We start from the raw sequence: 12,495 nt of genomic DNA, 5'->3' as shown, positions 1-12,495 counted from the left end.
CGATGGCTGAGCTGATCAACATCGTCCTGCGGTTTACGTTGTATGTGGATTTGCTGCTGTTGTTCGGGCTGGCGTTGTTTGCGCTGTACAGCACTGATGCGCTGCTGCGGTTGCGGCCGATGCTGCGCGGGATGGCGTTGATCGGGGCGCTGTTGTCGATGGCGGGACTGTTGCTGATGACCCGCGCCATGAGCGGCGAAACGGCGCTCGCGGCGCTGTGGCCGCATCTGCAAATGATGCTGCTGGAAACCGACATCGGGCTGGCGTGGGCAGTGCGGATGATTGCCCTGATTGTGCTGTTGATCAGACCGGGTTTATGGCTCGCATCGATTGCCGGCGCTGTCGCCCTCGCCTCTTTGGCCTGGAGCGGACACGGGGCGATGGACGACGGAGCACTGCGGTTCTGGCATTTTCTCAGCGACATTCTGCACCTGCTCGCGGCGGGCGCGTGGCTGGGTGCGATGCTGGCGCTGGTGTTGATGGCGCGGGGGCCGGTCGATGAGGCTCGCATTCGTTCGCTGGCGTTTGCGGTTCGGCGCTTTGAGTGGATCGGTGCAGTAATTGTGCTGACGCTGTCGATTACCGGCGTGGTGAATTACCTGTTTATCGTCGGCCCGAAGCTGGGTGAAGTCTTGCTCGGCACTTACGGGATTCTGCTGGCGATCAAGATTCTGTTGTTCGCAGGGATGCTGGTGTTGGCGGCGCTGAATCGCTTTCACCTTGGCCCGTCACTGCAACAATCGTTGCGCGATGGGCAGCATGCCATCGCGGCCAATGCGCTAAGGCGCAGCGTGGTAGTTGAACTGGCAATCGCATTGTTGATCGTGGCACTGGTAGCGTGGCTCGGCACGTTAAGCCCGGAAGCAGGATGACACCCGGGAAAGCCTTTCACTACACTGGGCCACCGTCCTTATCAGAAGCCCCGATCGCAATGACAACACTAAAAAGCACGATGATCCTCTGCGGCCTGCTGACCCTGGCCGCCGGCGCCCATGCCGAGCAAACCCTTTCGCACCTCGACAGCATTCAGCAACAGGGCCAGTTGCGCGTGTGCACCACCGGCGACTACAAGCCCTACACCTTCAAACGCCCCGACGGCGATTTCGAAGGCATCGACATCGCCATGGCCCGTTCGCTGGCCGACAGCCTCGGGGTCAAAGTGCAATGGGTGCAAACCACCTGGAAAACCCTGATGCCGGACATGCAGGCCGGCAAGTGCGACATCGCCATGGGCGGCATCTCGGTGACGCTCGAACGGCAGAAAAAAGCCTACTTCAGCAATACCCTCGACACCGACGGCAAGATTCCGCTGGTGCGCTGCGCCGATGTCAGCAAGTACCAGACCGTCGAACAGATCAACCAGCCCGCTGTGCGTCTGGTCGAACCCGCTGGCGGCACCAATGAGGCCTTCGTCCACGCCTTCCTGCCCAAGGCGCAACTGGCCCTGCACGACAACGTGACGATCTTCCAGCAACTGCTCGACAACAAGGCCGACGTGATGATCACCGACGCCTCGGAAGCGCTGTATCAGCAGAAACTCAAACCGGGCTTGTGCGCGGTCAATCCGCATCAGTACATGCAATATGGCGAGAAGGCTTATCTGCTGCCGCGCGATGACATCAGCTGGAAACTGTATGTCGATCAGTGGCTGCACTTGAGCAAAGTCACCGGTACTTACCAGAAAACTTTGAGCGAATGGATTGCGGTGCCTGCGCCCCTCTAAAACTGGCGTCTCAAACCGAGTCCACTTCACAGGTGCCGACAAGGTCTTCTTGAAGCACTCTCAATCCGCAAAGCGCCAATGTTCCGCACACCAATATCGCCAAAGTATTGGCGTTTCGGCGGTAAACACCCGAGAAATGATCATCAACTGGTCACAACTGTGTAACGAAGTTGAAAAAACACCTGTCTTGCATGTCAACATTCATCTGAAAGCTGTACAAAATGTGTATGATGCACAACCGGCACGGAAGCGCCGTCCCTGCTCGGTTGACGACGAATTGCAGTAATTGTCAGCCATGCGCTGACCGCGGATATTACTTTATAAAGAGAACCAGAGGCGCACCCCGGCAGCCTCTGCCTCCCATGGGTAATCTCCCCGGTAGACTTCGTTTTTGATACAGCTCAATTAAAAGGAACAGATTTTGGCTCGCAACAGGTTTCTCTCAAAACTTCTCAAGTTTTCCAACAAAGAATCAGAAATCCTGAGAACTCCTGAAGTGTCTGCGCCGGTTCAAAGCGAGCCATTGATCTCTGTTCAAGCCGAAGCCGTTCCAGCCATCCCGGCCGTTGAAGCGGTTGAGCCAGTGGTTGCTAAACGCCAGGCCACTGTCGCCAATCGCGTTAAGCTTCCGGCGAATTTCGACCCGGCGCTGTACCTGAAGCTCAATCCGGACCTGGGTACAGCCATGGATCCGGTCGCTCACTATCTGAACCACGGTCATCAAGAAAGCTGGCGGATAGTCACCCTGCCAGAAATCAAGCTGTCGAATAACCGCGCTTTTGATCCGGCGCGCGAAACAGTCATGGTGGTCAGCCATGAAGCGTCCCGTTCCGGTGCTCCAATACTTGCACTCAATCTGGTCGAGCGCTTGGCCAGCCGTTACAACGTGGTGGCTTTGTTGTTGGGTCAAGGCGCACTTCTTGAATCTTTCGAAGCCGCTGCCGTCGCCACAATGGCCAGCCCTCGGCTGAAGAACAACGTTCAATACACACAGTTCGCCATCGAGAAACTGTGCAGTGATTACAACTTCAAATTCGCACTGGTTAATAGCATGGAGTGCCGTGTCGTTCTGGAGCCATTGGCCCGACACTTTGTTCCTGCCATCCCTCTGATCCACGAATTTGCGTCTGCCTACCCTCAGTCGAACGCATTGTTCAGCGATGCGAAACTGTGGTCCAGCGACCTGGTGTTCTCCGCCGACCTGACCTGGAGAAGCGCACAGGATTCCTGCCCGGCCCTGCTGTCGTTGACCGCGCACATCATTCCGCAGGGGCACTGCGTACTGCCTCAGCAGGCAACCGATGCGCAAAAGAAGCAAGATGACGCCAACTACTTGCGCAACAAAATGCGCCCTGCCAGCGACACCGACAGAAAGTTCGTGATCCTCGGCGCCGGCTACGTCAACTTCCGCAAAGGTGCCGATCTTTTCATTCAGTGCGCCATCAAAACCATGCTGACGCCTGGCGGCGAGAAGTTTCGCTTCGTCTGGATCGGCAAGGGATTCAACCCTGATGTAGAAGATGGCTATTCGGTATATTTGGCCGACCAGATCAAGCGATCCGGGCTGCAGGATCGTTTCGTGATGCTGGATGAAACATCGGCAATCGAAGTTGCCTACGAAGAAGCGGATTTGCTGTTTATTTCGTCCCGACTGGACCCTTTGCCAAACGTCGCCATCGACGCCATGGGCGCTCGCCTTCCAGTACTTTGCTTCGACAAGGCCACAGGCATTTCCGACTTTCTGTCGACGTGTGGCTTGCGTGAGTCTTGCATCGCTGATTACCTGGATGTCGATAGCGCGGTTCAGAAAATATTTGCCCTGGCCAACTCCAGCCAATTGTACGAACAGGCTGCCACGCTCAGCCATGATGCGTCCGCCAGCTACTTCGACATGGACAAATATGTCGCTGAACTGGAAGCCATCGGTACTCAGGCGGCCGTGCGTGCGCAACAGGAAAAACTGGATGTCAAAACCATCCTTGATTCCGGCGTGTTCAACAGCAAGGAGCAGGATGTACGACGCTATGTACGGGCATGGGCGAGCGGCATCAACCCGCCGTCGCCAGGCACGAACTTCAAGCCGGGTGTCTATCTGGAACAACACGGCGTTGCAGTTGCCAACAGCGATCCATTTGCCGACTACCTGCGTGCAAACCGCCCACAAGGCGCCTGGAACTGAATCCAGCAGCTAAACACGAAGCCCCGCATACGCGGGGCTTTTTACATACAGGGTTTGATTTATCTAGTCATCCTTCAACATGCCAGAACTGTACTGATTGAGACTGCTGCCAATACTGTTGCCGCCAAACTTCAACGTATTGGCGTTGCGCCCCTCCGGCGACTGACAGTCGCTGGAGAAACAACTGGTGGTGGTCAGGCCACCCGCGCCCGAACAGGCACTCAACACCGATACCGCTGCAGTAATCAACAGCACTTTGACGACATTAAGGCGCATGGCACGATTCCCCTCGGGATGAAAAGCGACGATCTTGTGCCAACATCCTAGGCCTGCGCCGAACCCGGCAAGATGAAACTTTGCTCATCGACAGGGGATTACCAACGCCAAAGGCTCAACAAACGTCCGGCGCTGAGCCAGGTTATCGAGCGGATCAGCGCGAGCTGAAAGCGATCATCGCTTCAGCCACGCACTTGTCGGGATCTGCGCCAACGATTTGAAGGCAGGCCTGGCGAACCAGTACCCCTGCATCAGGTAAATGCCGCAATCGGCGAGAAAGTCTCTTTCATCGGCAACTTCTATGCCCTCGGCGATCACCTCCACGTCCAACTCTCTGCACATGTTCACCACATTACGCACGATGGTCTGGCGAACCCGGTCACGGTGAATATCGCGGATCAGCGCCATATCCAGCTTGATCAAATCCGGCTGAAAATCCGCCAACAAGTTAAGGCCGGAATAGCCTGCGCCAAAGTCGTCGATCGCCGTCTTGAACCCAAACTCACGATACTCACGCAAGATATTCATCAAGTGCTTATTGCTTTCAACGTGCTCGCCCTCCACCGCCTCGAAGATCAGGCGCTCCAGTGGAAAGCCGTGAGCACGCGCCGACTCCAGCGTGCTGCGAATGCACATTTGCGGGCGGTAAACGGCATTCGGCAAAAAGTTGATCGACAAGTACTGCGTCATCCCTAACTCAGCCGCCGTGGAAATCGCCCGCACTCGACACAGTTGATCAAATCGATAACGGTTTTGATCGTCCACCTGCTCCAGAACTGACAAGGCGCCCTCACCCTTCACGCCGCGAACCAAGGCCTCATGGGCAAAAATCGTTTGATCACGCACATCCACAATGGGCTGAAAAGCGAAGGCGAAATCCATGTCCGGCACGCCTTTGTCCTTACAGCCCTGGCAGCCTCCGCGAGACGCGAATGATTCTGGAAAGTCGGTCATGACACCCCCTGATATCGGGTTATAACCTTGCTTGGCTATAGGTAAAAAACTGCTGTTGAACCGAGTCACCTGCTCACCACGCCCCATCGGTAGCCCTGCGACGCTTGAATATTCGAAATCGCCGCAGGTTCATCGTTCCAAAAATCAAGTGCGGAAATGCGCAGTCATTCGCTGCAAGTCCTGCCCCAGTGACGCCAACTCAACCGTCGCAGCCGCACTCTCTTCACTGGCAACAGCCGACTGGTCAGCCACATCCCGTACGCTGACGATGCTGCGATTGATTTCGTCGGCCACGGCACTTTGCTGCTCGGCAGCGGCCGAGATCTGCAGGCTCATCTCCTGGATCGTACCGATGGACTGATTGATCTCGGTAATGGCCAGCTCGGCCTTCTGCGCCAACACCACCGTATCGAGGGTGCGCTCGCGGCTGGAGGCCATCAGTGTCGAGGCCGCTTGCGCGCCTTGTTGCAGGGTGATGATCAGCGCTTCGATTTCCTTGGTCGAGTCCTGCGTGCGCTGCGCCAGCGAGCGCACTTCGTCTGCGACCACGGCGAACCCACGCCCCTGCTCTCCCGCTCGCGCGGCTTCGATAGCGGCGTTCAATGCGAGCAAATTGGTCTGCTCGGCGACGGCTTTGATGACATCGATCACTTTGCCGATCTGCTCACTGTCCTGGGACAGCACGTTCATCGCGCCGCCCAACGCTTCAATGGCCGCAGCGAGTTCACTGATCTGCAAAGTCGCCTGCTTCACCACTGTACTGCCGTGGCGAGCCTGTTGATCGGCCAAGGTCGCGGCGGCGGACGCATCGGTCGTGTTACGCGCAACTTCCTGCACCGTCGAAGCCATTTCGTGCATCGCCGTGGCGACTTGATCCACTTCGCTTTTTTGCTGACGCACGCCCGCGCTGGTCTGCTCGCTCATGGCCGAGAGTTTTTCCGCAGAAGTGGAAATCTGCGTGACGCCATTGCCGATACCTTGCACCAGCGTGTTCAGGTTCTGCGCCATGTCCTGCATTGCATTTTGCAGATCGCCCAACTCGTCTTTGCGGTTTGATTTGGCCTGTACCGTCAGGTCGCCCTTGGCGATCCGTCGAGCCAGTTCAACCGTCAGCGCCAGCGGCGCAGTGATCTGGCGCGAGATGACCACCGAAGCAATCAGCCCGATCACCAGCGCCAACACGGTCAACACGGCGATCTGAATAAAGGCTGAGTGCTGATCTTCACGCGCCAGGCGCTGCTGGGTGTCCATCAGGCCATTCATGATCTTGTCCATCGCCTTGCTTTCCTGGTCGACCTGCTCGCGCATGTTCTGCTTCTGCTCAAACAGCCCGGCCACTTCCACCAATACTTCGCGATAACGACGCATCCCGGCGTGCGCTTCTTCCAGTTGGCTCGACAGGGTCGCCGGCAAGTTGCTACGCGCCTTGGTGATATCACTCAAAAAGGTATCGATGGTTTCCATCAGCAGGTTTTTGTTCGCGTCGTTGGGCACCGCAATGTAACGACGCAACATCAGGCGAAACGTGGTCATGCCATTGCGCAAGTCGGCCACCGTGCGCAGATCCCGAATGCGTTCGCCATCGGCAGACGCCAGCGCACTCGTCGTGGTGGCCTCAAGCATGCCGGCAAAAGTTTGCGCGTACTTGTCCGACAGTGCAGTCAGCGGTTTCAGGGCATCGGTGGTCGACTTATCGGCAGCGATCAGCCGTTTGACCTTCTGGTCGTAGGCGACAATCGTGGTTTGCAAGGCCTTCAAGGCTTGCTGGTTTTCAGCGCGGGTCAACGTTTCCAGGGCCTTGCTGACAAGACCCTGCAAAACATTCAACTGAGCGTTATAGGAATCGGCGAACGCTGCGTCAGCGGCGGCTTCGTACTGTTTCTCGGACAGCCGCATATCTTGCGTCGCGTCATTCAACGTGCCGATCAGACGCGTCGTACTCAAGCGATCAACCAGCACGCTGTTGCTGTTATAGCCAATGAAGGCCACCGCCAAAACAGCCAGCAAAAGAATGCCAAAGCCGGTGCCCAGCTTGCGGGAAACTTTGATATCTCCGAGGAAATTCGATGCAACTGCCATATTCAGCCTCAAACGCCCTGACGCGAAACGCCAGGCACAAAAAATTGATCTCCGGTAACCACAGTCACCGTCCAGATATTCGGGGGTCGTCATCCAAGGCGTAATACGGGACGCTCCAGCTGTCCCGGAAATGCAAAATGCGGATGCTGTTGAAGCGTCGAAAAGAAACCCGACGCGAGCATCGGCAGACAAAACCATCACGTCGCAGACAGGGCGTCTGCACGCTGGATTTATCGTTTCAGCAAAGGTGTCTGGAGGGATGCTAGTAATTTTGCGAAAACTTGTACAACTTTATATTTTTGTACAATCGTTGAACTTTTTGACCGGCGTGATGACGCATTGCCATCACGATTTGTGGCACATCGCTATCGGGGTAAACCGCAGTTGAAAAGGCTGATTTAAATGCCTGCCGACTCAGTCCTTTCCCGGCTTGGGAATAGCAATACGGCTACCGGACTTGACCTCACGCAACGCCAGGCTGGACTGGATCGACGCAATCCCCACCTGACGCCTGAGCACCTGCTCGATAAAGTCACTGTAGTGATCAAGATCCTCCGCCAACACCTGCAACACATAATCGGCATCGCCGGTGATCTTGTGACAGGCCACCACCTGCGGCAATTGCGCAATCACCGCCTCGAAAGCGTCCGGCGCGTGGTCGGCGTGGGTGGAAAAACGAATGTGCACAAACGCCATGATATCCAGCCCGAGCATTCGCCGATCCAGATTGGCCTGATAGCCCTTGATGACTCCCGCCTCCTCCATGCGCTTGCGCCGCCGCCAGCACGGCGTAAGGCTCAACGACAGCCGCTCACTGAGTTCAGCATTGGAAATACTGGCGTCTTCCTGCAACAACTCAAGAATCGCCAGGTCGGTCTCGTCGAGGCTGATGCGTTTGGATATTTTTTTCTGCATGACGCCATTCCTGAGTAAAAACGCCCGATCAATCCACCAAACCACGAACACAAAGCAAAGAAAGCGCAGCCCAGCCGGAACAGAATATTTGCACTGGCTAACAATAACGGATGCGCAGAATGTTTACAGTTTTCAGTGATTCCCACCGTTTGCACCACGGCACCGAATTGAAAGACGGCGTGCTCAAGCCGTCGTTCGAACAACCGAGTCGGGCCGACACCGTGCACAACCGCGTAAAACAGGTCGGCCTCGGGCAGATCGTCGAACCGCGCGCATTTGATCGCTCGTGCTACGTCAAAGCACACAGCGAGCGCTACGTCAGTTTTCTCGAAACTGCCTGGAGCGAATGGTGCGCAACCGGTCGCACCCACGACGCCTTGCCACTGGTCTGGCCGGTGCGCGATCTGGCCGGCGAAGAGGTGCCGACGTTCATCGACGGCAAGCTTGGCTTTTATGCGATGGACGCCGGTTCGCCGATCACCGCGACAACCTGGCAAGCGGTGAAAACCAGCGCCGATATCGCCCTCACCGGCCTGGCCCTGATCGATGAAGGCCACGACAGTGCCTTCGCCCTGTGCCGCCCGCCCGGCCATCACGCCGCGCGCGAATACATGGGTGGTTATTGCTACCTCAACAACGCCGCCATTGCCGCACAACAAGCCATCACCCGGGGCGCCAAACGTGTCGCGGTGCTCGACGTCGACTTCCATCACGGCAACGGCACGCAGAACATTTTTTACCAGCGCAGCGACGTCATGTTCGTCTCGTTGCACGGCGAACCGGCGGTGTCCTATCCGTACTTCTCGGGCTACAGCCACGAAGTCGGCGCGGGGGTCGGCGAAGGTTACAACCTCAACTATCCCCTGCCGAAAAACACCACGTGGGAGAGCTATCGCAACGCCCTGCTCCACGCCTGCAAAAAACTCCAGCAGTTCGCGCCTGAAGTGCTGGTGATCTCTCTGGGAGTCGACACGTTCAAGGACGATCCCATCAGCCACTTCCTGCTGGAAAGCGAGGACTTCATCGGCATCGGCGAACTGATCGCCAGCGTCGGCTGCCCGACCCTGTTCGTCATGGAGGGCGGCTACATGGTCGATGAAATCGGCATCAATGCAGTCAACGTGCTGCACGGTTTCGAGAGCAAACGCAGCTGAGCCTAGCCGCGCTCTACAGCCTTTCAAAATCTGAATCGGAGAACAAGAACATGACGCTTTTTATTGATGTCGATGATGCTGCACGCCTGTTCACCCAAGTCGGTATCCGCCGCGCCATCCGCGAAATGGCCGGCTACATCGAAGCGGACTACGCACGCTGGGCGCAATTTGATAAATCACCGCGCACGGCCAATCACTCGGCAGACGGCGTGATCGAGCTGATGCCGACCGACGACGGCCAGCAGTACTCATTCAAATACGTGAATGGCCACCCGAACAACGGCCAGCAGAACTTGCTGACGGTCATGGCCTTTGGTCTGCTGGCCGATGTGCAGAGTGGCTATCCGACCCTGCTCAGCGAACTGACCTTGACCACCGCCGTACGCACGGCCGCAACCTCGGCGCTGGTGGCGAAATCGCTGGCTCGTCCGGGTGCGACCTCGATGGCCCTGATCGGCAACGGTGCGCAAAGTGAATTTCAGGCGCTGGCCTTTCACGAAATGTTGGGCATCAACGAAATCCGCATCTTCGATATCGATCGCGACGCTTCACTCAAGTTGAAGCACAACCTCGCGGCGTTCCCGGACATCGACGTGGTTCTGGCCAGCTCGGTGAAGGACGCGGTCAAAGGCGCGGACATCGTCACCACGGTCACCGCCGACAAAGCCTACGCAACCATTCTGACCCCCGAAATGATCGAGCCCGGCATGCACATCAATGCGGTCGGCGGTGACTGCCCGGGTAAAACCGAGCTGCACGCCGACATCCTGCGCAACGCCCGGGTCATCGTCGAATTCGAACCGCAAACGCGCATTGAAGGCGACATTCAGCAACTGGAAGGCAATTCCCCGGTGATCGAGTTTTTCCGCATTGTGCTGGGCGAAGTCACCGGACGCGAAAACGATGCGCAGGTGACGGTGTTCGATTCGGTGGGTTTTGCTCTGGAAGACTTTTCCTCACTGCGCTACCTCAACGACCTGGCTCAGGCACAGCAAATCGGCCAGCGCATCCACCTGGTGCCGACACCAGCCAACATCAAAAACCTCTTCCAACTGCTGGATCCGCAACCGGCCAAAGCCTCGCGTCTGCGCACCGTCAGTTGATCGGTCATGACCGCCCCCAAGCGAAAGGGGGCGATTGACCTTGTGATTAGCCGCTGCACCTCTAACAAGAACGCTCGACACCTACTTTCTGCCAAAACTCAAAAACATAAAATCAAGAGGTTTTGCAATGAAATCGACCCCTTCCGGGCTGCTCGAACAGCCCGCGCTGCAGCGCACGCTCAGCAATCGTCACATCCAGCTAATGGCCATGGGCGGTGCCATCGGTACTGGCCTGTTCATGGGCTCCGGGAAAATCATCGCCCTCTCCGGGACGTCGATCATCCTCATCTACATGATCATCGGCCTGTTCGTGTTTTTCGTCATGCGCGCCATGGGCGAAATGCTCCTGTCTAACCTCAACTTCAAAACCTTCGCCGACTTCGCCGGCGCCTACCTCGGACCGCGCGCGGCGTTCTTCCTCGGCTGGTCGTACTGGCTGAGCTGGAGCGTGGCGGTGATCGGCGATGCCGTCGTGGTCGGCGGCTTCTTCCAGTACTGGTTCCCCGACGTACCCGCGTGGATACCCGCCGTCGGCATGCTGGCAACCTTGTTCGCCCTCAACGTGCTGACCGTCAGGTTGTTCGGTGAAGTGGAATTCTGGTTCGCGATCATCAAGATCATTGCCGTCGTGACCCTGATCGGCGTCAGCACCGTGCTGATCGCCAGCTCGTTCGTCTCGCCCAGCGGCGTCACCGCGTCCCTGAGTCACCTCGTGGACAAACAGGCAGCGTTCCCCAACGGCTTGTTCGGCTTCTTCGCCGGATTTCAAATGGCGATCTTCTCCTTCGCCGGCACCGAACTGATCGGCACCGCCGCCGCCGAAACCCGCTCGCCGGAGAAGACCCTGCCCAAAGCGATCAACTCGATTCCGCTGCGGATCATCCTGTTCTACGTACTCGCGCTTACCTGCATTATCGCCGTGACCTCGTGGCAACAGGTCTCCCCGGTCAAGAGCCCGTTTGTCGAACTGTTCCTCGTCGCCGGATTTCCCGCAGCGGCCGGCATCGTCAACTTCGTGGTCCTGACCTCGGCGGCCTCCTCGGCCAACAGCGGCGTGTTTTCATCGAGCCGCATGCTGTTCGGGCTGGCCAACCAAGACAACGCCCCCGGCATATTCCGCCGACTGTCGAGCAACAGCGTGCCACTGCTGAGCCTGGCGTTCACCACACTGTTGATGCTGGTCGGCGTGCTGGTGCTATTCATCGTGCCGGAAGTCATGACCGCATTCACCATCGTCTCCACCGTGTCGGCGATTCTGGTGATCTTCACCTGGTCGACCATCCTCGCGTCTTACATCGCCTACCGCAAAAAGCGCCCGGATCTGCATGCGAAGTCGGCTTACAAGATGCCGGGCGGTGTGCCGATGGCTTGGTTTTCGTTGGCGTTTTTGGGGTTTGTGCTGGGGTTACTGGCGTTACGGCCTGACACGCGGATTGCGCTGATGGTGATGCCGGGGTGGTTTGTCTGGTTGGCGATTGCTTATCAGTTGACGCGGTTGAGGAAGCCGAAATCTGCGGTTGGGTCGGCGAGTCAGTTTGGTTAGATCTGCAAGCGAAAGCCGTCACTTGGAAGTGACGGCTTTTTGTTATCAGTGAACGAGCATTTCACCTGCCCATGGCGAGACAGGCTTCACGCCTTCACCTCAACGTTATCCAACGCCTGATTCACCGCCAACTCCCCCAACATCACCACCTGCGCGATGCCCAACGCGGTTTTGCGGTGCGAGGGTTCGAGTGCTGCGGCGAAGTTGTTGAGCATTTCCGAGGCGGAACTCAGCGTTTCACTGGCATTGGCCAAGAGGGATTCCGAGTCGTACTTGGGGTTGGCGAGGTACATGCGCTCGGGCTCGTTGACGCTGGCCATGATGTGTCCGGCGGGAAGGAGGTAGTGATCGAGCGCGCGCTCGGCGGCTTCGTGGAGTTTTTTGGGGTTGAGGGAATCGTAGGGGGATGCGGGATCGGTTTCTGGTGGGTTGGGCGTTACTTTTGATCTGGCTTAATGATTCTGGACACCCCTAAAGGGCGGTAATCTACGCCCAACGACGAGGTGTAGTTTGACCAGACGATATTTTTCGACAGATTTCAAGCGGGATGCGGCTTGCCTGGTTTTGGA

At 57.3% G+C, this 12,495-nt stretch carries 10 protein-coding genes and 2 pseudogenes; 6 read left to right on the top strand and 6 right to left on the bottom strand.

All coding sequences use genetic code 11. The features are described from left to right. The first annotated feature begins 2 nt into the window (after positions 1-2). From copD to CKW38_RS26105, 3 genes are all read left to right on the top strand, one after another. Complete coding sequence (gene copD, locus CKW38_RS26115; protein WP_095114240.1) at positions 3-872, top strand: copper homeostasis membrane protein CopD; 870 nt, start codon at positions 3-5, stop codon at positions 870-872. A 59-nt stretch (positions 873-931) separates the two neighbouring features. Further along, complete coding sequence (locus CKW38_RS26110; protein WP_176472372.1) at positions 932-1,723, top strand: transporter substrate-binding domain-containing protein; 792 nt, start codon at positions 932-934, stop codon at positions 1,721-1,723. A gap of 421 nt (positions 1,724-2,144) precedes the next feature. After that, positions 2,145-3,902 carry a glycosyltransferase gene (locus CKW38_RS26105; protein ID WP_256588451.1) on the top strand — a complete coding sequence of 586 codons (1,758 nt, stop codon included), beginning with the start codon at positions 2,145-2,147 and terminating at the stop codon, positions 3,900-3,902. 63 nt (positions 3,903-3,965) lie between these two features. On the opposite strand, the gene CKW38_RS26100 is transcribed toward CKW38_RS26105, so the two are convergent. The 5 genes and pseudogenes from CKW38_RS26100 to CKW38_RS26085 all read right to left on the bottom strand — a co-directional run bounded on the left by CKW38_RS26100 (position 3,966) and on the right by CKW38_RS26085 (position 8,126). After that, positions 3,966-4,178 carry a hypothetical protein gene (locus tag CKW38_RS26100; protein ID WP_095114238.1) on the bottom strand — a complete coding sequence of 71 codons (213 nt, stop codon included), beginning with the start codon at positions 4,176-4,178 and terminating at the stop codon, positions 3,966-3,968. 174 nt (positions 4,179-4,352) lie between these two features. After that, a complete protein-coding gene (locus CKW38_RS26095; RefSeq protein WP_095114237.1) occupies positions 4,353-5,132 on the bottom strand; it encodes an EAL domain-containing protein in 780 nt (259 codons plus the stop codon). Between the two features lie 144 nt (positions 5,133-5,276). Then, a complete protein-coding gene (locus CKW38_RS30730; protein ID WP_371857974.1) occupies positions 5,277-6,056 on the bottom strand; it encodes a methyl-accepting chemotaxis protein in 780 nt (259 codons plus the stop codon). A 78-nt stretch (positions 6,057-6,134) separates the two neighbouring features. Next, a pseudogene (locus CKW38_RS30725) lies at positions 6,135-7,211 on the bottom strand (methyl-accepting chemotaxis protein); the annotation flags it as partial. A gap of 414 nt (positions 7,212-7,625) precedes the next feature. Continuing rightward, positions 7,626-8,126 carry an Lrp/AsnC family transcriptional regulator gene (locus tag CKW38_RS26085; RefSeq protein ID WP_007915532.1) on the bottom strand — a complete coding sequence of 167 codons (501 nt, stop codon included), beginning with the start codon at positions 8,124-8,126 and terminating at the stop codon, positions 7,626-7,628. 119 nt (positions 8,127-8,245) lie between these two features. Here CKW38_RS26085 and CKW38_RS26080 point away from each other — a divergent pair, with 119 nt between their 5' ends. From CKW38_RS26080 to CKW38_RS26070, 3 genes are all read left to right on the top strand, one after another. After that, complete coding sequence (locus tag CKW38_RS26080) at positions 8,246-9,280, top strand: histone deacetylase family protein (protein ID WP_095114235.1); 1,035 nt, start codon at positions 8,246-8,248, stop codon at positions 9,278-9,280. Positions 9,281-9,330: 50 nt separating this feature from the next. Further along, positions 9,331-10,383, top strand: a complete 1,053-nt coding sequence (locus tag CKW38_RS26075; protein WP_095114234.1) for an ornithine cyclodeaminase — start codon at positions 9,331-9,333, stop codon at positions 10,381-10,383. A gap of 127 nt (positions 10,384-10,510) precedes the next feature. Beyond that, positions 10,511-11,926 (top strand): amino acid permease, encoded by a 1,416-nt coding sequence (locus CKW38_RS26070; RefSeq protein WP_095114233.1) that lies wholly within the window; start codon positions 10,511-10,513, stop codon positions 11,924-11,926. An 86-nt stretch (positions 11,927-12,012) separates the two neighbouring features. Here CKW38_RS26070 and CKW38_RS26065 read toward each other — a convergent pair. Continuing rightward, a pseudogene (locus tag CKW38_RS26065) lies at positions 12,013-12,369 on the bottom strand (DUF6124 family protein); the annotation flags it as partial. Between the last annotated feature and the right edge of the window lie 126 nt (positions 12,370-12,495).

This window comes from Pseudomonas sp. Irchel 3H7, assembly GCF_900187605.1.
GTDB lineage: Bacteria > Pseudomonadota > Gammaproteobacteria > Pseudomonadales > Pseudomonadaceae > Aquipseudomonas.
The sequence above is the reverse complement of the archived record's forward strand: the minus strand, read 5'-3'. Positions and strand labels throughout refer to the sequence as shown.

Coding starts and splice junctions, on each gene's coding strand:
- copD (WP_095114240.1), top strand. CDS start 3: ATGGCTGAGCTGATCAACATCGTCCTGCGGTTTACGTTGTATGTGGAT.
- CKW38_RS26110 (WP_176472372.1), top strand. CDS start 932: ATGACAACACTAAAAAGCACGATGATCCTCTGCGGCCTGCTGACCCTG.
- CKW38_RS26100 (WP_095114238.1), bottom strand. CDS start 4,178: ATGCGCCTTAATGTCGTCAAAGTGCTGTTGATTACTGCAGCGGTATCG.
- CKW38_RS26095 (WP_095114237.1), bottom strand. CDS start 5,132: ATGACCGACTTTCCAGAATCATTCGCGTCTCGCGGAGGCTGCCAGGGC.
- CKW38_RS30730 (WP_371857974.1), bottom strand. CDS start 6,056: ATGAGCGAGCAGACCAGCGCGGGCGTGCGTCAGCAAAAAAGCGAAGTG.
- CKW38_RS26085 (WP_007915532.1), bottom strand. CDS start 8,126: ATGCAGAAAAAAATATCCAAACGCATCAGCCTCGACGAGACCGACCTG.
- CKW38_RS26080 (WP_095114235.1), top strand. CDS start 8,246: ATGTTTACAGTTTTCAGTGATTCCCACCGTTTGCACCACGGCACCGAA.
- CKW38_RS26075 (WP_095114234.1), top strand. CDS start 9,331: ATGACGCTTTTTATTGATGTCGATGATGCTGCACGCCTGTTCACCCAA.
- CKW38_RS26070 (WP_095114233.1), top strand. CDS start 10,511: ATGAAATCGACCCCTTCCGGGCTGCTCGAACAGCCCGCGCTGCAGCGC.